This is a genomic window from Sphingomonas sp. CFBP 13720 (assembly GCF_014842075.1).
Classification (GTDB): domain Bacteria; phylum Pseudomonadota; class Alphaproteobacteria; order Sphingomonadales; family Sphingomonadaceae; genus Sphingomonas.
The window spans coordinates 196,298-220,051 of record NZ_JACYVA010000004.1; the positions used below are offsets into that span (position 1 = coordinate 196,298).

The following is a 23,754-nucleotide window of genomic DNA, read 5'->3' on the forward strand; positions in this document are numbered from 1 at the left end:
CCCGACGTCGTGGTAGAACCCCGCGTCTCGGCATGCGCGCGGATCGGCCGATCGATACGCCGGATCGGCCATACTGCCGCGGAGCCGTGGAGCCCTCGTCTCGATCAAATCGGCAGCTTGCTCCTGATGGTTCCGCCCTTGACCGGTTCGGCCGCATAACATTATGGTATGGCCGTTCAACAATGTGAGAGCATAGATGGGACGTCCGCGGGAGTTTGACGAAGACTGCGTCCTCGAGGCGGTGATGGAGACGTTCTGGCAGTACGGCTATGAAGGGACGTCCACGCAGAACCTCGTCGACGCGACCGGTCTCGGCCGTGGCAGCCTGTATGCCGCCTATTCGAACAAGGATGGATTATTCGAGCAGGCCCTTCGGCGCTACCGGTTGCGTTCCCGCGCGAATATCGAGCGGCTGAAAACATTCGAAAGCCCGCTGGCAGGCATTCGCGACATGATGACACGGACGGTCGATGAGGATCTCTCCGGAAGTCGTCGTGGCTGCCTCGTCACCAACAGCGCGATCGAAATGGCGCATCGTGATCCGCGCATCGCTGCCCTCGTCGCGGAGAATTTCCGCATCATGGCCGCCGGCCTTCGTGCGGCGATCGAGCGCGCACAGTCGGCCAGAGAGATATCATCGGATCGCGATCCCGAGGCGTCGGCGCTGTTTCTTCTCACCACGATACAGGGACTGCGCGTGATCGGCCGGACGACACCACCCGATGCGCGCGACATGCTGTTCGCCGTTGTCGATCAGGCTTTGACGAGCCTGCACTGACCAATCGCTATTTGCCCTTTTATGGAATGATCGTACCATAATGGAGATTTCAATGCCTGTCGAAACCAGCCTCCCCACCATAGCGGTGCTCGGCACCGGCATCATCGGTGCCCCCGTTGCGCGCAATATTGCCCGGGCCGGGTTCCCCGTTCGCGTCTGGAACCGCACGCCCGCCAAAGCCAAGGCGCTTGAGGAAGACGGTGTCCAAGCGTTCCGGACGCCGGCCGACGCCGTACGCGACGCCGACGTCATCTTGACCGTGCTGAAGGACGGTCCCTCGGTACAGGAGACCATCGCGGATGCGGTAGAAGCACTCAAACCCGGAGCGGTATGGCTCCAGCTCAGCACCGTCGGCGTTGAGGCCACCGACACGCTGGCCGGGATCGCGGCGCACGCGGGACTGGTATTCTACGATGCGCCCGTGCTGGGCACGCGCCAGCCCGCCGAACAGGGGCAGCTGGTCATCTTCGGGTCCGGACCGGTCGACGTGCGAGCGGTCGTGCAACCGATTTTCGATGCGATCGGCAAGAAGGCTATCTGGATCGACGACAAGCCGGGGGCGAGCAGCCGGCTGAAGCTCGCACTGAATGCATGGGTGTTCGTGCTGACCCATGGCGCGGCGGAAAGCCTGTCGATCGCGCAGGCGTTGGGCCTCGATCCTGCGTTGATAATGGAGGCGGTGGCGGGAGGACCGCTCGACTGCGGCTATCTCCAGACCAAGGGGAAGGCGATGCTTGCGGGCGACTATGCGACGAGCTTCTCGGTCGAGAACGGCGCAAAGGACGCGCAACTGGTGCTGGACGCGCTGGTGGGAACCGACGTTCGCGCGGACCTCGCAGCCGCGGGGCTGGAGCGGATCGCGGCGGGGCATGGCGGCAAGGATATCGCGGCGTCGTTCCTAGCATGACACAGATGCGATCCGATACGACTATGCCGTTGGCAGACAGCCCGGCGACCATTGAAACCCTGCCGATCGGGAAGCTGCTGGCGTTCACGACCGCCGGCTTTCTCGCCATCATGACCGAAACCATGCCCGCGGGATTGCTGCCGCAGATCAGCGGGGGTCTCGACATCAGCGCGGCGCTAGCGGGGCAAATGCTCACGCTCTACGCGCTCGGCTCCGTCGTCGCCGCGATCCCCGTGATCGCCGCGACGCGCAGCTGGAATCGCCGACCGTTACTGTTGCTCGCGATCGGCGGGCTGTTCGTCTTCAACAGCATCACGGCGCTGTCCTCCACCGTCGCCATCACGCTGATCGCCCGCTTCGTCGCGGGCATGGCGGCCGGGGTCATCTGGGGACTGCTTGCCGGCTATGCGCGCCGCCTCGCGCCGGCGCATCTGCAAGGGCGCGCGCTGGCGGTCACGGGGATCGGCCAGCCGATCGCGCTGGCGGCCGGCGTGCCGCTCGGCGCGTGGCTCGGCATGATGCTGGACTGGCGTGCGGTGTTCTGGATCATGTCGGCGGTGGCGCTGCTGCTTGCCGTCTGGGTCCGTCTGGGCATTCCGGATCATCCGGGGCAGCCTGCGGCGCAGCGGCTGCCGATCGCGCGTGTCGCGGCGCTTCCGGGCATCGCGTCGATCCTGCTTGTGCTGTTCGCCTGGATCACCGGGCATAACATCCTCTACACCTATATCGCGCCCTTTCTGACCATGGCTGCACCGGACCTGCGGCTGGACATGGTTCTTCTGCTATTCGGCGTTTCCGCTGTCATCGGGATATGGGCCACGGGCTTGCTCGTTGATCGCCATCTCCGCCCGCTCACCCTGCTGAGCCTTGCCGGCTTCGCGGGATCGGCGCTTCTGCTCTCGGTCGTCACCCAGTCACCGATGTTGGTACTGGCGGGCATCGTCACATGGGGTCTGACGTTCGGCGGCGCGCCGACACTCCTGCAGACAGCGCTGGCGGACGCCGCGGGCGACAATGCCGACGTCGCGCAGTCGATCCTGGTCACGGTCTTCAATCTCGCCATCGCGGTCGGCAGCGTGCTCGGCGGTATTGTCGTGGGGCAGGGACATGCAAACTTGCTACCCTATGCGATGCTGACCTGCGGAGCCGCGGCGTTAATTGCAGCGTTGATGAAGCTGCCCCAGTGCGTCGCCGCATCGGTTCGATGAGCGGGAGGCCCTGCGTGTGGGCTGGCACTATTTCCGGTCGGCACCTCGTTCGGGCCGCACGCCTTCATCTCGCGCCGAACTTCGGCACGGCAGCGTCTGCGGCTCGCGCAGGAGGTTGTCGGCCATGAAGGATACGAAGGCCGACACCTTGGGCGACGGGTGGCGACTGGCGGGCCAGAGGATGTGGAAAGCGCCGACCTCGCGCAGCTGATCGTCCAGCACGCTGACCAGCGAGCCGCGCCGAAGCTGCGCCCTGACGGCAAACTGCGGCAGGCAGGCCAGACCGAAGCCTTCCTGGGCGAGGCAGATCTGCGGCTCCAGCGTGCTCGCCACCGATGTCACCGGCAAGGTCAGGTCGAGGTCGACACCATCCCGCGTCAGCGGCCAGCGCTCCAGCTTGCCGGTCGAGGGATATTTGTGATGATGGCAGGCGTGGTCGATCAGCTCCTCCGGCGTCGACGGTGTACCGTGGGTGGCCAGATAGTCGGGTGAGCCGACGATCCGGTGCGAGAAGGCACCCGCGCGGCGCATCATCAGGCGACTGTCGCGTGCCTCGCCGGTCCGGATCACGGCATCGAACCCCTCGTCGATCACGTCGACGATCCGGTCGGTGAAGTCGAGATCCGGTTCGATCTCCGGACAGGCGCGCATGAACGCCATTATGGCGGGCATCATCAACATCCCGATCAGCAGCATGCTGACACCCAAGCGCCCGCGCGGTGCCTGACGGGTCTGCGACAGCTCCAGCTCCGCTGTGCAATATCTTCCCAAAGATGAGTGCGGTCGTGTTTCGAACAAGCATGCGACGGTGGCGGCCCCATCGTGCGATCGCCGCGATGGGTTCGATGGAAATCTATGCCGGTCCGACTGTGAGCGAACGTAACAAGGTGCTGCTATTCACCACGCGCGAACATGATGCCGTGTCTTGGGGCGATGTGCGGGATATCCGAAACACCGAGTGGCACCTTTATCTCGTTCATTGGGACGAAGAACATGGACTCCTCTACATCAACAGCTCAAACAACAGCAGCATGCACGAAGATTTGCACAAGGCCGTGGATGGCGACGATACGGCCATATTCAAGAGAGAACTTGTATTTCGTTCGCTTCATAACGTGAACCGGCTGGACCTGACGAAGCTTGGTCTTAGCGATGTGATCAACGACCGGCTGAGATTCAGCCTCCATGTGGGGCCGGACATCACTGATACATTGCCAGAGGCGATGCGGACTAACAAGCGAAAGTCCAACCTCTTCGCACATGGTTACGAGGACGGCGTGCGAGTAATGGTTGGCTGCTCGCAAAAGGGCCGAGTGTGGTCGATGATGACCGCCGAGGACCTCGCATCCTGGGTTGAATGGTGCCACGCGGTCGGTGCCAAGCTCCGCGATGATACGATCCCGACCCAGGATGTCTTCGCCAACGTGATCTTGCCGGTGGAAATCAGTGAGCGTCCCGCCCTAATTCCACCTCTGATCGATTGGCCGGAGGAATTGCTGAAACGTGCCGAAGACGCGATCACGATCACAATTGATAGAGAATCTGTGCTGTTCTTTGATGTGGAACTGCAAGTTTTGGATTTTACGACCGACACGCCGATCCGCTTTCGAGTCGTCACTCCCAACAAGATCGCCGACTATATCGTTCGATTCGCGCCAGATGGCCTCTCCTACGAACCACAGGGCGCTTTTGCGGCCGACATCACGATTGGGCGCACTACAAGATCGCTTGGGGACTGGTTCCACAGAGAGCCGCCTGCCATACGCTTCGACAATGGCGGCTACCTTCAGGGAACTGAGCTGTTCGTGCCTCCGATCGGCGCCGCGCGAAAGCCGTTCGGCCGCGATCGGATCGTCGAATGGGATTGGGCGGGTGTCGACCTCGCAAAGGATCCGCAACGCGTCGAGAAGCGACCATACTCAACACAGCAGCGCGTAATTGATCGCCTTCTCGCCACTACCACAGAGGACGAATTCCCCATCATTTTTGATGACGACGATGCTGGGGAAGCCGCCGACATTGGCTGTATCGCGATTAGCAACGGCAGGCTGGTGATCCATCTTTACCACTGCAAGTTCGCAGGATCTCCCAACGCTGGGGCTCGTGTCGACGATCCTTATGCGGTGTGCGGCCAAGCGCAACGTAACACTCAATGGCGTAGTGCAGTGCCGGAACTCTTCAAGCATCTTCGTCGCCGCGAGGACGGCCGCCGGGTAAAGCTCGCGGCTGCCGGGATTAATCACGTTTAGCGATTCGAGCGCGGTGATCTTCGCGGCTTGCGCAATCTAGAGCGGGATGACTTCGCTTTGAATCGGCGGGGGATTCCCCTGTGGAGATAAGTCTGATTCAAGGTGGGGGCCGGAAGAGGAGGCTGGCCCTGGATGGCGAAACCGTATTCGATGGACCTGCGCGAGCGGGTGGTAGCGGGGGTGACGGAGCATGGGATGTCGTGCCATGCTGCGGCATCGCGGTTTGGGGTAGCGGCCAGTTCTGCGATCAAATGGGTGCTACGACTTTGCAGCTCGATGACGTGGCCGGCCTCGTGTTTACCGAGGGCACGCACGTGCCCGAAATCTACGCGCGATCAGCAAAGCCAAAGAGTTTCCGCCGCATTCCGAGAGCGGCGCCGCGGGATGGGCACTGGTCTTCGATCCCGCCGTGATCGATCCGAACATCCCAATTCATGCGCTGGAGAAAGGGGTGTTCGAGATGTTGGCGGAACCCGGCCTGCGTATGCACGAGCTCGACTCCCCCGGTTCGCGCGACCGCGACGTCTTCTTCGCGCAGTTGCGGGCAGATGGCGTCCAGGACGTCACCGTCGTCGGCGTGGCCGCCGACTATTGCGTGCGCTGGGCGGTCGAACGCCTGATCGCGTGCGGGTTCCGTGTAACCGTGCCGGCCGATCTGACGCGCGGAATCGCCGCCAAATCGACGCGGTGGCTGGGGATGAATGGACCGGCGCGGCCGTGGCGATTATGTGATCGGCCCGATGACCAACGATATCCGCTTTTTCAAGATGCTGTCGCTGTGGCTTCGACACCAACCCGATGCGGCTGGACTGACGCTTGATCCGCAAGGGTGGACCGAGGTCGATGCGGTGCTTGCCGCCTTGGCCCGGGGCGGCGTCGCGTGCGACTGGCAGGAACTGCTCCGGATCGTCGAAGAGAGCGACAAGCAGCGCTTCGAGCTTTCCGATGATGCCAACCGGATCCGCGCACGACAGGGTCATTCGGTCGCTGTCGATCTGGACTGGCCGCGCGTGTCGCCACCGACCTTATCGTATCATGGTACGGTCGAGCGCTTTCTTGCCGCAATCCTCGCGGAAGGTTTGAGGCCGATGCGCCGTCACCACGTTCACCTGTCACCCAATATGGAGACGGCGACACGCGTCGGCGCGCGCCGCGGCCAGCCCGTGATCGTGGCCATCCGCGCCGCCGCCCTCGAAGACGATGGACAGGCGTTTTACCTGACATCCAATCAGGTCTGGCTTACGGAAGAGGTGCCGCCGGCCTATATCCAAATACTCGACTAAGCCCGCCGCACCAAATGGCTGCCGTTGGGCTGCTGATCGAACACCCAGCGCTGCCCGGTAAAGCGCTCGATCACGTCCGCCGCGGTGCGCGCGTGTTGGCTCGGCTTCACGGTGGTGAAACTGCCGCCGCCAGCGAGTGCAAACGGCAGCAGCAACTGATCCGCCACATAGGGTCCGGCAAACGCATCTGACGCAAGGAAACCTGCCATCCGCTGCGCCGCCGTCTTTGCGAGCGACTCCGCCGACACGCCGAGCTTGCCGAAGCCGGTGACGATTTCACATCCATTCTCGAAGACTGCCTCCAGCAGAAACGCGTTGCCGGGCCCTTGCTCTTCGGGAAGCTGACGCACCGCAAAAGCATTCTCCGGCCAATCCGACAGGATAGCACGCGCGGCCTTGATCTCCCGCTCGGCGATGTCGAACGGTAGGGCGGCGAACATCGCGGTTGCCGACACCGACTGCAGCGGTCCGCGATCGATGCACTCGATCGGTGACAGCTTTCCCGGAACGATATCGACCTCGATCTGCCCACCGCCGCGCGGGAAGAAACCATGCCGCGTCAGCCGCGCAGACACCTGCGGCCCCATGCGGTTGATGACCGACAGGAACGCGCGCTCGATGAAGTCGAACGGCGGTGCCATCATATTGTGCGTGCCACCCTCCAGCACGAGCCGCGACGGCTCGCCTGCGAGCAGCAGAGGCATTAGCACGGTTTGAAGTACCAGGCTGGTGCTGCCCGCCGTGCCGACCGCGAATTGATACTCGCCCGGCGCGACCCGGCCTGGCGTGAAGGCGATCTCCGTCGAGCCGACCGACGCGCCCTCGCACACCGCCCCACCGATCGTCAGCGCGGCTTCGACCGCGGTCAGATGCTGGCGCATCAACCCCGGCTTATCGCGGCCACCCCGAATATTGCTGATGCGGAATGGCTGACCCGTAACCAGCGACAGTGCGAGCGCATTGCGCACGACCTGCCCGCCGCCTTCTCCTTCCGCGCCATCAATGATGATCATGTGTTCACCAGTTCAAGAAAAAGTTGGTCCGCCCGATCGACAAAGCGATCGCGCAACTTACGTGTCGGAAGCTCGCCCGCCCGATCGAGCTCGCTGCGGATCAGCGCGTCGATCTCGGGCAGCCTCGCTCCGTTCGCGCGCTCATTGGTGCGCGCCTTGGCCTCGACCAGCGCATCGATCTGCTCGACCAGCCCGGACGGCAGATCGCTGGCAGCAATTAGCGCCTTGAGATTCATCGGTGGGCGCGATGCCGGGTTGAGTCGGATTGCACGGATGGCCAGCGCGGGGCGCAGCGCATAAAAATACTTCTTCACGGGCACCGGCTCCCCGCCATCGAGCCACCGATCCGCGTTCAGTTTGCCTGAGCGTCCATAATGGTGAGCGATGGCGCGCGGGTTCAGCAGATCGTCCGCGAGCTCCCTCAGCCGGGGAATAAAGGGATCATCAGGCCAATAGCGAATCGGTGATTCAATCCATTCGCTCACGACCGCGTTCGACTTGGGAAGCAGGCCAAATGCCTTACGTACGTCCCAGCCGTTCAGATCGATCTCGTCAACAATCTTGTGTTCGATAACGTCGCGACCCGGCACCAGCGACAGATACCAATCGCGCGGCCGCACATAAATGAAGCGGACGTCAAAATCGCTGTCGGGCGATGGAAAGCCCCACGCCCGCGAGCCCGACTCTATCGCCATCAACAGGCGCACACCTTCGGTCGCCTCGACGGCATCGAGCCGCGCTTCGATTTCACGCCGGATTTCTGGCGCAATGGGGTCGTGAACCGAGGTAGTCATCGGAAATTCCAGGAAGGGTGGCGGTGCATGCCAAGGGGGCTAGCCCTTGACGCACACCACCTGCTTCAGCGTGTGGACGATCTCGACCAGATCCGCCTGAGCGGCCATGACGGCCTCGATCGGCTTATAGGCCTTCGGCGTCTCATCGATCACGCCCTCGTCCTTCCGGCACTCGACGCCCGCCGTATCGGCGATATGCTCGTCGAGGGTCACCAGCTTCTTAGCGGCCGTCCGGCTCATCACGCGGCCCGCTCCGTGCGAGCAGCTGTCGAACGATTCCGGATTGCCCAGCCCGCGCACGATGAACGACTTGGCGCCCATCGAACCCGGAATGATGCCCATCACACCCTTGGCGGCACGCACGGCGCCCTTGCGTGTGACCAGCACGTTCTGGCCGAAATGGTTCTCGCGCTGGACGTAGTTGTGGTGGCAGTTGACCGCCTCCATTTCCGCGTCGAACGGCTTTGCGATCTGACCCCGGAGCGCGCGGATGACGTTGGTCATCATTGTGCGCCGGTTGAGGGCCGCAAAGTCCTGCGCCCAGCCGACCGCCTCGACATAATCGTCGAAATGGTCGGTCCCTTCGGGGAAGTAGGCCAGATCCTCATCGGGCAGGTTGATGAACCACTTGCGCATGTCCTGCTTGGCCAGTTCGATGAAGAACGTGCCGATAGCGTTGCCAACGCCACGGCTACCCGAGTGCAGCATGATCCACACCCGCTGCTCGGTATCGAGGCACAGCTCGATAAAGTGATTGCCGGTGCCGAGCGTGCCGAGGTGCACAAGGTTGTTGGTCTTGGCCAGCTTCGGATACTTCGCGACGATCCGCCCGAAACGCTCCGCGAGCGTCGCCCAGGCGTCGACGATAGCCGGCTGCGGGTCGCCCCACGATCCGGGATCTCGCTTGCCCTGTTTCACGTCGCGACCATGCGGCACGGCGCGTTCGATCGCCGAACGGATGCCTTCCAGATTATGCGGCAGGTCGCTCGCCACCAGCGAGGTCCGCGCCGCCATCATGCCGCAGCCAATGTCGACGCCAACCGCCGCCGGGATGATCGCGCCCTTCGTCGGAATCACCGAGCCGACGGTCGCGCCGATGCCGATATGGACGTCGGGCATTACAGCGACATGCTTGAACACGAACGGCATTTGCGCCGCGCGAGCAAGCTGCGCCCGCGCACCGTCTTCGACCGGCACTCCGCGTGTCCACATCTTGATCGGCACGCCGCCTTCGACGTGCTGGTAATCGTACATCGTCTCGGTCATCGCGACCTCCTCTTTCAAATCGTATTAGTGCCGCCTCGGCGCGGCGACGACGGAATGACGAGACTTCTCCCGAGCGTGCACCCGAGGGGAGGGTTTGAACCTCCTGATTCCCAATGTAGTCCCGTCGGCATTCGCCGCGCGTTGGCAGTCGTCGCTGGCGACCAGGACAGGCGGGACATCCCGGATTGCTCCGGGGCGGACTCGAACCGCTCGGCCTTTCGGCGTTTACCGATGTAGTCCCGCCGGCATTCGCCAGCTGTGTAGTCAGGTTCGGCGACGAGTTGAGGAAGAGACAGTAGCCCGTGTCCTGACCGCTAGACGACGGGTCAGCCGGCTTGCACCGTGCTGACCCGGCCGGATTCGAACCGACGTTTCGGGCGTGATGTAGTCCCTTGGGCATTCGCCGAATCGATTTGTCACGACGACAAGATTTCGGAAGACAGTCTGTGCTCTAACCGCTGAGCTACCCACTTGCGTGGGGCGGGATTTGAACCCGCGACACCATGTAGTCCTGCCAGCATTCGCCATGATTCAAAATGGGGCCGTGGCGACAAGAGTGACGAGAATGTCCTTGAGCTACCGCTGCAACGGGGGGACTCGAACCCCATCTTCCGGTCTGCATCACTGCTTCCCGGATGCTCTACTCTGGACGTTCGGGTTTCCCCTTGGAGCAATGTAATCCCGTCGGCATTCGCCACGGCCCTGTTTCTTATACCTCCACTTGCTTGATGATCTCGACCCAGTCTTGCGTCTCGCCAGCGGCGAAGCGCGCGATCGTGTCGAACACGGCGTCGGAGAAACCCCCGACGTTCAGGATGTCCGCCCGGCTCCCAGCTTGCGTCGTCCCATATGGCTGGATGTCGATGCAGACGAGCTTGGCCCCGGGGTTCCGGGTCTTCAGCTTGTCCCACTCCTTCATCGTCGCCGTCGTCCCGTGCCGGGTGGCATCGACCCAAGACTCATTGTCGGAGACGATCACCACCAGATCGACACTCGCCCGCTCCGCATTCAGCATCGCCAGCGGCGCCGAGACGTTCGTCCCGCCCCCGCCGACGCCGGCCAGCTTCGCCGCATTCACGGCGACGCGGGCATTGGCATCGAGCTTCAGCTTCACGACCGACTGTTCGAACGGCATCACGCGCGCGTCCCGATTGGTCCGCAGCATTGCGGCTGCGACCAACGCCGCCACATCGATGCAGCGGACCTTGGACGAGGCACCCTTGCGGTAGCCCGTCGCGGGCGACGACATCGATCCCGACACGTCGGGGCAGACGACCACGCGGCCCGGCACCAGCGGCAACGCCGCGAGCGATTGCTCGAGCGCGTCCTCCAGCGCCGCCTGAGCCTTGAGCGGCACGCCATCGCCGGCCTGCCCCAATGCCACCATCAGTTGATAGGGCATCGGCCGGACCTTCGCGAGCGCTTGCCGGTCGGCAAGCCGAGCCGCAACCGCGTCGGTGACCCCCGCCATGCCGAACGCGCCACTCCGCGCCAGCGTGTTGAGGTTCATCCGCAGCGCCTGCCACCCGATCCGCGTCGCAAGCTCCGCCCAATTCTCCGCCGTCAGCGGAAAAGCGGTCAGCCATTCGAACGGCACCGGCGGGAGCGGCAGCGTAGCATCCGCCTTCCAAGCCTCGAACGAGGCGATCTCGGCGGGCAGAGCGGCAACGTCATAAGGACGCCCGATCAGCCAGCCATAAAACGCCTTGCGCGCGGCATCCGCCGGCTTGGGGTGAACCATCCGGACGATGTCGGCGAGGCTCGGGTCCTTGCCGGTCGCCGCCGCCATCAATTGCGGCATCGTCGCCTGCTCCAGCCAACGCTGGACCAACCGCTTCGGCCGCGTGCCCAGCGACGTCCGCCCGACCTGCCCCGAGCGCATGATCTGCACGAAGTTGCGCAGCATCCGCCCGTTGTCGATCACGCGCCCGAAGACCGGCACCGCCAGATCGGGATCGGCGACCGTGAGGTACGCCGCTAGCAACGCCGGCATGTCCTTCATCGCGCCCGACGTCCGGGCGTAGACCGCAGCCTGCGCCACAAAATACGGATCGACCGCCTTGGCTGCTTCCAGCACATCGGCAAGCTGCGTTTCGGCAGCGCCATAAAAAGTGTCCGCCAACGTTCCCGTCGCAGCAAGCTGCGCCAGCTTCGCCTCGGGCCGATAAGCATACGCCGGTGTGCCCTCGCAGTTCACGACGTCAGGTCGCGGCTGCATCAGCCTGGCAACCGCCGAGGCGAAAAGTCCCTTGTTGGCCATCGTCCAACTCCTCGAATTCTGCCGCTTAGGGGCGGCTGGCTTATTCCAGCCGCCCCGTGTCCGGTCCGCGATCGAGAAGGCCGAAATATCGCCTCGCTCGATGCTTAATACACAGCAGGAGGTGTGCCAGTTTGCTCAGGTGAATCTCACGAAAATCATAAACTACTGATATTCAGTGGAATTCTAAGGCAGCCGACAGTATGCAACCAGAAGTGGTAGTCGTGACGATACTCCAAACAATGTATCGATCTTGATAGCATTTTATCCTATGGGATAAGTATGAAGTTACTCACCGTCATTGGATTTCTAGGGTCGACGCTTGATGCGAGCAAGTTTGGTCCGTCGCGATGGAACAAGTGGCGGCCAAGCGTCGGCGTGACGATGCACGAGGATTTGCGCGTCGATCGTTTCCTCCTGATCCACGGTAGCCCGCACAGCCGCCTCGCCGCCTATGTTGCCGAGGACATCGCCTCGGTCTCACCCGAGACATCGGTCGAACTGCGCTTGCTCAACTTCACAGACCCGTGGGATTTCGAGGAGGTGTACGGCAAGCTGCTCGACTTCGCCCGCGCCGAGCCATTCGATCCCGAGATTGAGGATTATCTCGTCCACATTACCACCGGCACGCACGTTGCGCAGATCTGCCTCTTCCTGCTGACCGAGGCGCGGTACCTGCCCGGGCGACTGTTGCAGACGCAGCCCGAGCGCGGATCGATCAACCCGGCGGGAACCTGGAATACGATCGACCTCGATTTGTCGCGCTACGACAGCATCGCGACGCGCTTCGCCGTCGCGAGCACAGAAAGCGCGTCCTTCCTGAAATCCGGCATCGACACGCGCAATGCCCCCTTCAACCGCATGATCGATGAGATCGAGCGCGTGGCACTGCGATCCAAAGCCCCGATCCTGCTGATGGGACCGACCGGTGCGGGTAAGAGCTTGCTCGCGCGTCGGATCTACGAACTCAAGAAATCGAAGCACCAAGTCGCCGGGCCGTTCGTCGAGGTGAATTGCGCGACCCTAAAAGGCGACGGCGCGATGTCCGCACTTTTCGGCCACCGCAAGGGGGCCTTTACCGGTGCCGTCGCGGATCGCCCAGGCCTGCTCCGCGCGGCCGACAAGGGCATGCTTTTCCTCGACGAGATCGGCGAATTGGGTCTCGACGAGCAAGCAATGATCCTGCGCGCGATCGAGGACAAGCGCTTCTTGCCAGTTGGCTCGGACAAGGAAGCCGCGTCCGAATTCCAGCTAATCGCCGGCACCAATCGCGATCTAGGCGAGGCCGTCGCAGCCGGAGCATTTCGCGACGATCTTTATGCCCGCCTCAATCTTTGGACGTTCACGCTTCCCGGCCTTGCCGACCGGCGCGAGGATATCGAGCCCAATCTCGACTATGAACTCGACCGCTTCGCCGAGCGCGAAGGCAACCGCGCCAGCTTCAACAAGGAAGCGCGCCAGCGATATCTGATGTTCGCGACCGCGCCCGATGCGCGCTGGCCCGGCAACTTCCGCGATCTGGCCGCCAGCGTCACGCGCATGGCGACCCTCTCTTCCAAGGGCCGCATCGACCTGGACTGCGTCAATGCCGAGATCGCACGTCTGCAGAGGCTGTGGTCGGCGCAGACCGAGGGCGCGGCTGGCGTGCTGGCCGAAATTTTGGACGCGACGGTGCTCGCCGAAATCGACCCGTTTGACCGCGTCCAGCTGGCCGAGACCATCCGCATATGCCGCAACAGTCGCTCGCTTTCCGAAGCAGGTCGGGTGCTTTTTGCTGCCTCGCGAGCCAGACGCAGCACCGCCAACGACGCCGACCGGCTTAGAAAATACCTCGCCAGGTTCGGCTTGGACTGGGGCTTGGTTTCTCAAGCTCAGGTAAAGGGACGATTTTAACGACCGGCCGGTTTCGCGTGTTTCGGTTGTCCGCTCTATGTCTGGAATTAGGGCGCGTTGCCGATGGTCTGCTCTGCGCAGCCCGATTTGCAGCTTTCGGCAAGACCGGACGTTCGCCGACCTGATGTGAGCGACTGGCTTTGGTCGTAAACCGCCGTTCGGCTATATCAGGCGACAAAATCGGCAATCTGCTGTCCGCGGATAGAAACAGGCTTTCTTCGCTTGGTCTGCATCAGACGGAAGCGAACCTCGACAGGTCAATTGCTTATCCCACATTTCGCCGAATCGCCGATACGTGGGATAAACTGCAGCCGTCTGCTGGCTCGGCGATATCAGATCGCGTCAGCCGCTCTAGCTCATGCGTTTCATGCGCTTTATAATGCTTGGCCAGTCAACGTCCGGATAGCTGATCTCGTAGCACCTGCATGTCGGCGCCACGCCCGTAGAGCGTGCTGACCAATCCGTTGGCATGTGGGCACCGTTGATTACGTTTCCGGCGACTGCACGCTCGTGGCCGCGCGCTGCGAACCCGGCGTTCCCTTGAACAGGATCGGCGATGGCAGGATGCGTGTGCGCGCCGGATCGATCTTCAGCGCGCAGGCCGCGCATAGCCGGTCCAGAATAGCCTGGCCGATCGCCTCGTAGAGCGCCGGCTCGATCGCATGGGCAATACCACTGTTGTGGCGACCGCGAGGATCGCCCAGTCGACGGGATGCAACGACGGAAGGGCGGAAATCCGTTGTAGCGTCTCGAGCCAGGGCAGGGGGCTGAAGTCCGAGATTGCCCCGAGCATGGCCTTGCGGTCACCGAAGTTCTGAAGGTCGGTCCGTTCCGGCGGATTGCCGAAGTCATATCGGGCAGCGGGGTCATGGTCCGTCAGGCCATGGACATGCCGGAATGCCCCCAGTTCGAGCGACGCCAGCTTCTGAGCCATGCCCTGCAGTTGTTGGTCGCTGACGCCGTCGAGATTGGCGTCGACCATGGTCCGGGCTGAGCGGAGCTGCTTGCTGGCAAGGCTGCGACGCGCGGCCGTACGCTTCTGCTCATACACGATGGCATGCGGGTGATAGCGCTGACGGGCTTCGTCGGGATCACGGGTGTCGAGCGTGCGCTTATACTCGCTCGCGCCGCCGTCGAAGAGCGGGCGGAGTGCGACCGGGATGACGCGGCGGAAGTGGAAAATGCCGGTGCGAGGATCTTTGAAGGGGGCGGCCATACGGATCACTTTTTACGCATCCTTTGTACACAAGGATGGGTAAAGCGTCCGTGAAAACCTCAAAAACCCCGCTTTGCCGCCGCTTAGGCAGATGCTGGTGACCCCTACGGGAATCGAACCCGTGCTTCAGCCGTGAAAGGGCCGCGTCCTAACCGCTAGACGAAGGGGCCTTGAAGGCGTTGAGGGCGGTTAGGCGAGGTTGGGCGATCGGTCAACAGGGTTTTGCATCAATCTGCCCATGCAAGGTCGTCGATATGCAATTCGGCCGCCGGTCGTGCGCCCCAGTCGTCGAGTTTCGCGCGGCCTGCCAGCCACAGGCGACGATGCGCGGGCGCGCCCAGCAGCGCCGCGCCGAGTTCGGTTTCGGCCTGGCGAAAGGCTACGCCCTTGAAACTGCGACCGTCGTCGCCCGCGACGATGGCGCGGACATGGCCGGTGCCGACGATATCCGCCTTGACGATGCGCACCGGTCCTGCCGCGACGCGGGGGGCGGGCCAGCCCATGCCATAGGGGCCACCGGCCTCCAGCGCCTCGATCAGTAGCGGATTGACGCCGCCGGGGGCCAGCACGGCATCGACCAGCAGGGCGCGGTCCTCGCGCGCACGCTCGACCGGTTCGGCCATGCGGTCGTGCAGGAAATCGGCGAGGGCGGGAATTGCGTCCTCCGCCACCGTCACGCCCGCCGCCGCCGCATGGCCGCCCCCCGCGACGACCAGCCCGAGTTCCTTCGCCGCAAGGATCGCGGCACCCATGTCGACGCCGGGGATCGATCGACCCGACCCCTTGCCCACGCCGTTTTCGTCCAGTGCGATGACGAGAACCGGGCGGCCGAGTCGTTCCTTCAGCCGCCCCGCGACGATGCCGATCACGCCGGGATGCCAGCCGCGCGCGGCGACGACGACGCAGCCCCGGTCGGACTGGGGTGCTGCCAACAAGTCGGCGGACAGTTGCACGTCGCCCTCGATCATGCGGCGTTCGTCGTTCAACCGGTCGAGTTCGATCGCCAGCGCCTGCGCCTCGCCCGGATCTTCGGTCGTGAGCAGGCGGACGCCGAGATCGGATTTGCCGACGCGCCCGCCCGCGTTGATGCGGGGGCCGAGCGCGAACCCCAGATCGGTCGCGGTCGGGGCGCGGGTCAGGCGCGACGCTTCGATCAGCGCGGCGATGCCGACGTTGCGGCGTTGCGCCATGACCTTCAGCCCCTGTGCGACGAACGCCCGGTTCAGGCCGCGCAACTGCGCCACGTCGGCGACCGTGCCCAGCGCGACGAGGTCGAGCAGGTCGAGCAGCTTCGGTTCGGGGCGATCGGCAAAGAAACCGCGCCCCCGCAGCGTGCGGAGCAGCGCGGCACCCAGCAGGAAGGCGACGCCCACGGCAGCTAGATGCCCGTGTGCGCGGCCGACATCCTCGTCGAGCCGGTTGGGGTTCACCAGCGCCAGCGCATGGGGCAGGGCGGTGGTGCATTGATGGTGATCGACCACGACGACGTCGACCCCGGCATCGCGGGCGGCATCGAGCGCGTCGAACGCCTGCGCGCCACAATCGACGGTGACGATCAGCGTCGCCCCTTCGCCCTGCAGCCGCAGCATGGCCCCGGCGGTGGGGCCATAGCCTTCGAGCTGACGGTCGGGAATGTACGGGCGAGCGGTCAGGCCGAGGTCGCGGAGCAGCCGGACCATCAGCGCGGCGGAGGTCGCTCCGTCCACGTCATAGTCGCCGAAGATCGCGACGCGTTCGCCCGCGACGACTGCGTCGGCCAAACGATCGGCGGCGCGATCCATATCGCGGAACCCCGACGGATCGGGCATGAAGGCGCGGATGCTGGGCAGCTTGTGCGCCGCAAGATCCTCACGTGGGCAACCGCGCGCGAGCAGGATACGGGTGACCAGATCGTCGGCGACGAACCCGGCGTCGGATACGTCGCCCGCCAGTCCGCGCCACCGCCATGGCTGGCCGAGGATCGAGCGATGGATATCGAGAACGGGACGCATCTTGCTGCCTTTAGGGTGCGGGCGGTGTGGGGTCCAGCGGGAGGCGAAGTTGAGGAAGTCGAGGCGCTGGCGGGGTTGGCAGAAAGGAGTGGTTCACGCGAAGTCGCGATGACGCGAAGGGGAAGAGAAAAGGATTGTTCGCGCGGAGGCGCGGAGGCGCGGAGGAGTTACGCCCGTGGCACCGTTTCCCGCAGCCGCGATGTTCCGTTATCGTCGTCGTGGACACGGGATTGCGTTCGCGATCGGCATCACCGAAGCACCTTCCGCACCTTCGCGTGAAAAGCCCATTCTTCTTCGCGTCTTCGCGTCTTTGCGTGAACCGACCTGACTTGCCGATATCCGGGTAACGGGGGAGAAGCGTGCCCGTCCCGCGACGCTGTCATATCGCGATCGTCCAGGACAGCGGTCGGTCAGTCCTCGCCGAAGCGGTCCTCGACCAGTTGCACGAGCTGTCCGACGACGGCTTCGGCACCGTCCCCCGACGCGCTGATCGTGATGTGATCGCCCTTGGCCGCGCCCAGCATCATCAGGCCCATGATCGACGTGCCGGTGACGCGCGATCCGTCCTTTTCGACCGATACCTCGATCGGCTGTGCGGCGGCCATCGTCACGAACTTGGCGGAGGCGCGGGCGTGCAGACCGCGGCGATTGGTGATCTGGACCGTGCGGGCGACGCTCATGCCGCTGCCTCGCCCAGCACTTCGGAGGCGACCGAGATATATTTCCGACCCGCCTCTCGCGCGGCGGCAACTGCTTCGGCAACCTTCATCGCCTTTCGCGCGCCGCCAAGCCGGATCAGCATTGGCAGGTTGATGCCCGCAATCACCTCTACCCGCCCGGTTTCCATCAGCGAGATGGCAAGGTTGGACGGCGTTCCTCCGAACAGGTCTGTCAGCACGATGACCCCGCGACCGGTATCGACGTCGGCGATCGCCTTCGCGATATCGGCGCGGCGTTCCTCCATATCGTCTTCGGGGCCGATACAGACGGTGGCGATGCGTTCCTGCGGGCCGACGACATGTTCCATCGCGACTACGAACTCCTGGGCGAGACGGCCGTGCGTCACCAATACCAAGCCGATCATGTCAGTCGCTGTTCCTACATCCGTCATGGCGCCTGCACTGCGCCTTCAAGCGAATCCTGCGGCGCACTGCCGAGGTCGCGATGCTGTATCGTGGGCGAAAATCCCTGTTCGCGCAACCATCCCCCGATCCGTTCGGCGACATGGACCGAACGGTGCCGTCCGCCGGTGCAACCGAATGCGATCGTGACATAGGATTTGCCCTCCGCATGATAGCGCGGCAGCAGCGTGGCCAGCATCGTTTCGAACGATGCCATCGCGGCGGGATAGGCCGGATCGTCGGCAACATAGGCGGCGACGTCGGCATCGCGACCGGTGCCGGGGCGCAGGTCGGGCACCCAGTGCGGGTTGCGCAGGAACCGCATGTCGAGCACGATATCGGCATCGCGCGGTACGCCGCGCGAAAAGCCGAACGACTTGACCGTCAGCACCGTTTCGCCGTGGCCCTTGCCGCCGAACGTGCCGCGTACCCAGTGCGCCAGATCGTTCGCGGAAAATTGCGTCGTGTCGACCAGCCGGTTTGCGAAATCGCGCAACGGCGCCATCAACAGCCGTTCGCGCTCGATCCCGTCGGTCGCCGGGCGATCGGGGGCCAGCGGGTGGCGGCGGCGGGTTTCGTTGTAGCGCCGCTCCAGCTCGCCCGTGTCGCAATCGAGGAACAGCGTGCCGAATCCGTAATCGGGCCGGTCGGCGATCCCCTGAACGATCTGACGCGCGTCGAAATCACGGGTGCGCGCGCCAATGCCAAGGGCGAGGGGGCGTTCGGTCCCCGCATCGCGTCCGCCGGACGCCAGCAACCCTTCCAGCAAACGTAGCGGCAGGTTGTCGACCACTTCCCAGCCGAGGTCCTCCAGCGTGCGCAACACCGTCGATTTGCCCGCACCCGACATGCCGGTGACGAGCAGGATAGGGGGGGCGTTCATGACAATGGCCTTTTGATGAGCAGCTCGATCTTGCACGGCGTCGACGCCTCTATCAGCGTAAGCCGCGCCATCGTCAAAGCAACGCCGCAAAACGTCGTGGTTTCCGGTCGAGGCATGCGCGACGGTGCCGAATCCGCCGTCACTACCAGCGCGACGGGCAGGCCGGCTACGAACGGCATCGACACGATCCCGACCCCGCGGACCTCGATCCGGCCGGCGATCCGGTCGGGCGCCCGGGCGAACAGCCGGTCGCCGATGCGTTCGACGATCGTGCGGTCGTCCGCGACCAGCGTCCAGCCGCGATCGATGAGGCGCAGCGTCAGGTCGGACTTGCCCGATCCCGACGGGCCTTCGATCAGCACCGCCCGGCCATCGATCGCGACGCACGATGCGTGGATGGTTTCGGCCGTGGTCATAGGATGCCGGCCGGTAACTGGACGACGAACCGTGCGCCTTCGCGCCGGTCGCTTCGGGGTTCGACCGCGATCGTGCCGTCATGCCCCTCGACGATGGTCCGTGCGATGGCGAGGCCCAGACCGGAATGCTGGCCGAACGCCTCGCCCCCCGGGCGGACCGAATGGAACCGGCGAAAGATGGCGACGCGTTCGCCTTCCGGCACGCCCGGCCCCTCGTCCTCGACCGCGATCTCGATCAGGTCGCCATCGTTGTTCCCGGTAATGGTGACGGTGCCGCCGGGCGGCGAGAAGGACAGCGCGTTTTCGATCAGGTTGGCGAAGACGCGCTCCAGCCTCCCACCCTCGCCCGACACGACCAGCGCGTCGTCGTCGGGATCGAAGCGCAGGGTCACGTCGCGATCGATCCCGCGATCGACCCGATAGTCGACCAGCGCGGCGATCAGCCGGCGCAGATCGACCGGTTCGAACTTTGCACGCGCCAGTTGCGCATCGAGGCGCGACGCATCGGATATATCGGTGATGAGCCGGTCGAGCCGGCGAACGTCGTCCTGCACGATCTCCAGAAGCTGCCGTTGCAAATCGGGGTCGCGCACGGTCGCAAGGCCGTCGACCGCCGACCGGAGCGAGGCGAGCGGGTTCTTCAATTCGTGCGTAACGTCGGCGGCAAAGGCTTCGGTGGCGTCGATCCGGCTGCGCAGTGCGCCGCTCATGTCCGACAGCGCGCGGGCCAGCATTCCGATCTCGTCACGGCGGGACGGCAGGCGGGGAACGACGACCTCTCGCGCACGGCCGAGGCGGACGAGAATCGCGGCGCGCGCCAGCATCCGCATCGGACGGACGATCGTCCGCGCGAGGAATAGCGACAGCAGCACCGACAACAAGGCGGCGACACCCAGCACCATGCTGAGCCGGAAGCGTTCCGACCGCACCGTCTGGGTAATGTCGCGCGCGTTGACGGTCGACATCAGCACGCGGTCTTCGGGCAGGGCGGCGGCGGCGGTGACGACGGGGGTCCGGTCGGGCGCGCGCCAGACGGTGCCCGCCGCCCCGCCGGTCGTGCGCACCGTCACCACGTCAGGCCAGCGCAGTCCGCGTCCCGGCGCGCGTTCGCGGTACAGCGGATCGCGTTCGTTGCCGACCACGGTGTCGATCGCGGCGTCGAGCGCGCGGGCGATATCCTGTTGCCATCCGTCCTTGTCCGGGTCGAGCAACTGGAAATTGCGCGCTCCCAACGCCCGGCTGTCCGCGACCAGCCGCCCCCGCCGGTCGTAGATGCGCAGCCGCATCCCCGATTTGCGCGCGAAATCAACCATCCCGTCGGTCCGGTCGTCGGGCGGCAGCATCGACAGCGCCTCCGCGATCAGCCGCACCTCGCGCTCCGCCTGCGCCACGCGGCCATCGAGAATGCGTGCGCGATAACTGTCGAGATAGAAGAAGCCACCCGCCAGCAGCGCCAGTGCGAAGATGTTGACGAACAGGATGCGCGGGGTCAGCGAAACGCGTCCCGACCAGCGTAGCGACAGCGCCCCTTCGTCCGCCAGCGGGGTCAGCGAAGCCTCGTCGCTCCGCTCAATCGTCGGCGAAGCGATAGCCGGCACCGTAGAGCGTCTCGATCGAATCGAACTGTTTGTCGACCTGCCGGAACTTGCGGCGCAGGCGCTTGATATGGCTGTCGATCGTGCGATCGTCGACATAGATGTCGTCCTGATACGCCGCGTCCATCAACTGGTTGCGCGTCTTGACGATGCCGGGGCGGCTGGCCAGCGTTTCGAGGATCAGGAATTCGGTGACGGTCAGCGTGACGTTCTCGCCATCCCACGTCACCCGGTGGCGTGCCGGGTCCATGGCAAGGCGGCCGCGCTCCAGCACCGGTTGCGGCGCGTCGTCGCTACCTTCGCCGCCGGGCTGCGCCGGTTCGGCACGGCGCAGGATGGCGCGGATGCGCGCGATCAGCAGGCGTTGCGAGAACGGCTTGGCGATATAATCGTCGGCCCCCATCGCAAGACCCAGCGCCTCGTCCAGCTCGTCGTCCTTCGACGTCAGGAAGATTACCGGCAGCCGGCTCTTTTCCCGTAACCGGCGCAGCAGCTCCAGCCCGTCCATGCGCGGCATCTTGATGTCGAGCACGGCAAGGTCGGGCGGGTTCTCCGCAAACGCCTTCAACGCGACCTCGCCATCCGAATAGACGCGAGTGACGAATCCCTCCGCCTGCAACGCGATCGACACCGACGTTAGAATGTTGCGGTCGTCATCGACCAGCGCGATCGTCGCGGTCATTGCGGGCGGCCCTTCTGCATCCTGATCGACCGGTACGGGAAAGGGGCCACGTGCTCAATGGCGATCTGAACGCAGCCGTTCCGGTTACGGGAGCAGCAACCAGCCCGCGACCGCGCCTGCCGTGAGGAGCGCGGGCGCGACCCATGCGCCTTTCAGTCGCCATGCCAGCCACAGTGCGGGCACGAACAACCCCAGCCCGACCAGCGGCTCCGTCACCCGCAGCCCGGTCGCAGTCCCCAGTTGCACGAAGGTCGCGGCGATGATGCCGACGACCGCCGCCGCCACGCCGCCGAGGAACCGGTGCAGCGCGGGGTTCTCCACCAGCGCCTCCAGCCGTTCGAACAGGATCAGCGAAAAGGCGAAGGCGGGAAGGAACATCCCGGCGGTGATCGCCAGCGCGCCGCCCAGTCCGCCCGCGACATAGCCGACGAACGTCGCGAAGATGACGAGTGGGGCGGGCAGCACCCCCGCCAGCGCGATGCCGTCGAGGAACTGGCCGTCACCGATCCACCCGCGCCCGACGGTGTCGCCACGGACATAGGGGATTGCGGTATAGGCACCGCCGAAGGTCAGTAGTCCCCCCTTCAGGCCGGCGATGAACAGCGCCGCCAGCGTGACCGGGGCGGCGGCGATGACGGGTGCCGGTCCGATCGGGACGGGACCGTGCAACGCGATCGCGGCGGCGATGCCGGCCGCGACGATCGCCAGCGCCAGTGCGGGCCGATGGGTGAGGGCGTGAACCCCGCCTGCCACGGCCAGCGGAATCCAGAACGGTACGCCGAGCAGCGAGACCGCCATAGCGCCGAGTGCGAGGATGGCGAGCGTCCGGTCCTCGATCACATGCTGGCCGATGCGGACTACCGCCCGCGCGATGATTGCCAGAATGACGATCTGAACGCCCATCAGGACGCCGGCCAGACCGGCGTTGCCTGCGATATAGCTGACATACAGCCATCCCGCTCCCAGCATTAGCACTAGTCCGGGCAGCATGAAGCCCAGCCCGGCAAGCAATCCCCCTGCGCGGCCACGGGCGACCATACCCAGATGGACGCACAATTCATGCGCCTCTGGCCCGGGCAGCACCTGCAACACCGCCAGCAGCCGGTTGAACCGGCCCGGGTCGATCCAGCGTTCCTCGTCGACCAGCGCCTGCCGCAGCATCGCGATCTGCGCCACCGGACCGCCGAAGGCGAGTGCGCCGAAGCGGAGGAATTTCAGGAACAATGCGGGCAGGCTCAATCGCCGGGGTGCGAACGGGACGGCAGCTTCGATCATCATACGCTCCTATGCGCCGCGGACGCGACGAATGGAGCGGACTTGGACGAAGGTTCGTCTGAACGGGCGTCCGCACCGGCCCGTGACGTCTACAATGCGCAGCCCGTCGAACGTCGTCAAGCGCGGAGGAACGTCCACCGGTCGTCGGTACTGTCGCCTGCCACGAATCGATATCCGTCGGCATCGAACCCGCGCATCGCATCGATCGACGTCACGTGATGTTCGCACATCCACCGGGCCATCGTGCCGCGCGCCCGCTTGGCATGGAAGCTGACGAAGCGCGGACCTTCCGGTCCGCCCTCGCGGAAATCGATGTTTATCACGCGGATGTCGGGTGCCAGCCGTCCGTCGACCGCCTTCCAATATTCCTGGCTGGCGAGGTTGAGCACGACATCAGATCCGCTTTGCGCGACATCCTGCGCCAGCAGTCCGGCGATGCGGTCGGCCCAGAACGCGTAGAGATCCTTCGCCCGGCCGGGCGCCCAGCGTGTGCCCATCTCCAGCCGGTAGGGGCGGATCGCATCGAGCGGGCGCAACAGGCCGTATAGCCCCGACAGAATGCGCACATGATTCTGCGCGAACGTCAGTCCGGCTTCTTCGAGCGAGGCGGCATCGAACCCGGCGTACACGTCCCCGGCGAACGCGAGCAATGCCGGGCGTTCGGGCGCGTCGGCGAATTCCCGATAGCGCCTGGCGTTCAGATCCGCGAGCTTCGGCGAGATCGACATCAACGTCGCCAGCTTTGCCGCGCCCAGCCGCGCCGCGCCGCGCGCGATCTGTTCGGACGGTTCGGCGAACCGGGGCCGCGTCGCCTGCACCGCCGGAAGCGGCGTTTCGTAATCGAGCGTCTTGGCAGGGGATAGAATGGCGATCATGATCGCGCGCCTAGCGTCGGCGTTCGATCGCGTCAAAGCGCACGGGAGCCGA

General features: G+C 64.6%; 23 protein-coding genes, 1 tRNA gene and 1 pseudogene. 9 read left to right on the top strand and 16 right to left on the bottom strand.

Going from position 1 to position 23,754, the window contains the following annotated elements:
- Positions 1-196: 196 nt before the first annotated feature.
- The 3 genes from IFT55_RS10655 to IFT55_RS10665 are packed head-to-tail and all read left to right on the top strand — an operon-like array spanning position 197 to position 2,893.
- Positions 197-778, top strand: a complete 582-nt coding sequence (locus tag IFT55_RS10655) for a TetR/AcrR family transcriptional regulator (RefSeq protein ID WP_192091843.1) — start codon at positions 197-199, stop codon at positions 776-778.
- A gap of 52 nt (positions 779-830) precedes the next feature.
- The gene (locus IFT55_RS10660; RefSeq protein WP_192091844.1) at positions 831-1,685 is read left to right on the top strand and encodes an NAD(P)-dependent oxidoreductase; all 855 of its coding nucleotides are present in this window, start codon (positions 831-833) and stop codon (positions 1,683-1,685) included.
- Between the two features lie 23 nt (positions 1,686-1,708).
- Positions 1,709-2,893, top strand: a complete 1,185-nt coding sequence (locus tag IFT55_RS10665; RefSeq protein WP_192091846.1) for an MFS transporter — start codon at positions 1,709-1,711, stop codon at positions 2,891-2,893.
- Between the two features lie 27 nt (positions 2,894-2,920).
- Here IFT55_RS10665 and IFT55_RS10670 read toward each other — a convergent pair whose 3' ends face one another.
- Positions 2,921-3,691: a LysR substrate-binding domain-containing protein gene (locus tag IFT55_RS10670; protein ID WP_342029285.1), complete on the bottom strand. Its 771-nt coding sequence runs from the start codon at positions 3,689-3,691 to the stop codon at positions 2,921-2,923.
- 47 nt (positions 3,692-3,738) lie between these two features.
- Here IFT55_RS10670 and IFT55_RS10675 point away from each other — a divergent pair, with 47 nt between their 5' ends.
- The 4 genes and pseudogenes from IFT55_RS10675 (at position 3,739) to IFT55_RS10685 (ending at position 6,425) form a co-directional block, all read left to right on the top strand.
- Positions 3,739-5,142, top strand: a complete 1,404-nt coding sequence (locus IFT55_RS10675; RefSeq protein ID WP_192091847.1) for a hypothetical protein — start codon at positions 3,739-3,741, stop codon at positions 5,140-5,142.
- A 132-nt stretch (positions 5,143-5,274) separates the two neighbouring features.
- Positions 5,275-5,400 (top strand): annotated as a pseudogene (locus IFT55_RS17425) (IS630 family transposase); the annotation flags it as partial.
- A 151-nt stretch (positions 5,401-5,551) separates the two neighbouring features.
- Complete coding sequence (locus IFT55_RS10680; protein WP_192091849.1) at positions 5,552-5,962, top strand: isochorismatase family protein; 411 nt, start codon at positions 5,552-5,554, stop codon at positions 5,960-5,962.
- Positions 5,883-6,425 carry an RNA 2'-phosphotransferase gene (locus tag IFT55_RS10685; protein ID WP_192091851.1) on the top strand — a complete coding sequence of 181 codons (543 nt, stop codon included), beginning with the start codon at positions 5,883-5,885 and terminating at the stop codon, positions 6,423-6,425. Before IFT55_RS10680 ends, IFT55_RS10685 begins: the two co-directional genes overlap by 80 nt.
- On the opposite strand, the gene rtcA is transcribed toward IFT55_RS10685, so the two are convergent.
- The 4 genes from rtcA to IFT55_RS10705 form a co-directional block, all read right to left on the bottom strand.
- A complete protein-coding gene (gene rtcA, locus IFT55_RS10690) occupies positions 6,422-7,438 on the bottom strand; it encodes an RNA 3'-terminal phosphate cyclase (RefSeq protein ID WP_192091853.1) in 1,017 nt (338 codons plus the stop codon). The two genes, IFT55_RS10685 and rtcA, sit on opposite strands and share 4 nt — an antisense overlap.
- Positions 7,435-8,232 (bottom strand): nucleotidyltransferase domain-containing protein, encoded by a 798-nt coding sequence (locus tag IFT55_RS10695; RefSeq protein ID WP_192091854.1) that lies wholly within the window; start codon positions 8,230-8,232, stop codon positions 7,435-7,437. The genes rtcA and IFT55_RS10695 overlap by 4 nt, the downstream gene beginning before the upstream one ends.
- A 39-nt stretch (positions 8,233-8,271) precedes the next feature.
- Positions 8,272-9,498 (bottom strand): RtcB family protein, encoded by a 1,227-nt coding sequence (locus IFT55_RS10700; protein ID WP_192091856.1) that lies wholly within the window; start codon positions 9,496-9,498, stop codon positions 8,272-8,274.
- Positions 9,499-10,207: 709 nt separating this feature from the next.
- Positions 10,208-11,620, bottom strand: a complete 1,413-nt coding sequence (locus IFT55_RS10705; protein ID WP_249403759.1) for a vWA domain-containing protein — start codon at positions 11,618-11,620, stop codon at positions 10,208-10,210.
- A 417-nt stretch (positions 11,621-12,037) separates the two neighbouring features.
- Between IFT55_RS10705 and rtcR the strand changes: the two genes are divergently transcribed.
- Complete coding sequence (gene rtcR, locus IFT55_RS10710; protein ID WP_192091858.1) at positions 12,038-13,648, top strand: RNA repair transcriptional activator RtcR; 1,611 nt, start codon at positions 12,038-12,040, stop codon at positions 13,646-13,648.
- 589 nt (positions 13,649-14,237) lie between these two features.
- Here rtcR and IFT55_RS10715 read toward each other — a convergent pair.
- The 3 genes from IFT55_RS10715 to recJ all read right to left on the bottom strand — a co-directional run bounded on the left by IFT55_RS10715 (position 14,238) and on the right by recJ (position 16,855).
- Complete coding sequence (locus IFT55_RS10715) at positions 14,238-14,864, bottom strand: DUF6538 domain-containing protein (protein ID WP_342029293.1); 627 nt, start codon at positions 14,862-14,864, stop codon at positions 14,238-14,240.
- A gap of 95 nt (positions 14,865-14,959) precedes the next feature.
- Positions 14,960-15,034 (bottom strand) — tRNA-Glu (locus IFT55_RS10720).
- A gap of 57 nt (positions 15,035-15,091) precedes the next feature.
- Complete coding sequence (recJ, locus tag IFT55_RS10725) at positions 15,092-16,855, bottom strand: single-stranded-DNA-specific exonuclease RecJ (protein ID WP_192091860.1); 1,764 nt, start codon at positions 16,853-16,855, stop codon at positions 15,092-15,094.
- A gap of 175 nt (positions 16,856-17,030) precedes the next feature.
- Here recJ and IFT55_RS10730 point away from each other — a divergent pair, with 175 nt between their 5' ends.
- Positions 17,031-17,183 carry a hypothetical protein gene (locus IFT55_RS10730; protein WP_192091861.1) on the top strand — a complete coding sequence of 51 codons (153 nt, stop codon included), beginning with the start codon at positions 17,031-17,033 and terminating at the stop codon, positions 17,181-17,183.
- Between the two features lie 82 nt (positions 17,184-17,265).
- Here the strand turns inward: IFT55_RS10730 and IFT55_RS10735 are convergent, their stop codons facing one another.
- The 8 genes from IFT55_RS10735 to yaaA all read right to left on the bottom strand — a co-directional run bounded on the left by IFT55_RS10735 (position 17,266) and on the right by yaaA (position 23,702).
- The gene (locus IFT55_RS10735) at positions 17,266-17,535 is read right to left on the bottom strand and encodes an HPr family phosphocarrier protein (RefSeq protein ID WP_192091862.1); all 270 of its coding nucleotides are present in this window, start codon (positions 17,533-17,535) and stop codon (positions 17,266-17,268) included.
- Entirely contained in the window at positions 17,532-17,939 is a 408-nt protein-coding gene (locus tag IFT55_RS10740) for a PTS sugar transporter subunit IIA (protein ID WP_192091864.1), read from the bottom strand. The genes IFT55_RS10735 and IFT55_RS10740 overlap by 4 nt, the downstream gene beginning before the upstream one ends.
- Positions 17,940-17,962: 23 nt before the next feature.
- A complete protein-coding gene (gene rapZ / locus IFT55_RS10745; RefSeq protein ID WP_192091865.1) occupies positions 17,963-18,859 on the bottom strand; it encodes an RNase adapter RapZ in 897 nt (298 codons plus the stop codon).
- Positions 18,856-19,275 (bottom strand): HPr kinase/phosphorylase, encoded by a 420-nt coding sequence (locus IFT55_RS10750; protein ID WP_192091867.1) that lies wholly within the window; start codon positions 19,273-19,275, stop codon positions 18,856-18,858. Before IFT55_RS10750 ends, rapZ begins: the two co-directional genes overlap by 4 nt.
- Entirely contained in the window at positions 19,272-20,864 is a 1,593-nt protein-coding gene (locus tag IFT55_RS10755) for a stimulus-sensing domain-containing protein (protein ID WP_446740722.1), read from the bottom strand. Before IFT55_RS10755 ends, IFT55_RS10750 begins: the two co-directional genes overlap by 4 nt.
- Positions 20,845-21,552: a response regulator transcription factor gene (locus IFT55_RS10760; protein ID WP_192091869.1), complete on the bottom strand. Its 708-nt coding sequence runs from the start codon at positions 21,550-21,552 to the stop codon at positions 20,845-20,847. Before IFT55_RS10760 ends, IFT55_RS10755 begins: the two co-directional genes overlap by 20 nt.
- An 84-nt stretch (positions 21,553-21,636) precedes the next feature.
- Positions 21,637-22,827: a chromate efflux transporter gene (gene chrA, locus IFT55_RS10765; protein ID WP_192091870.1), complete on the bottom strand. Its 1,191-nt coding sequence runs from the start codon at positions 22,825-22,827 to the stop codon at positions 21,637-21,639.
- Between the two features lie 116 nt (positions 22,828-22,943).
- Entirely contained in the window at positions 22,944-23,702 is a 759-nt protein-coding gene (yaaA, locus tag IFT55_RS10770) for a peroxide stress protein YaaA (RefSeq protein ID WP_192091871.1), read from the bottom strand.
- Between the last annotated feature and the right edge of the window lie 52 nt (positions 23,703-23,754).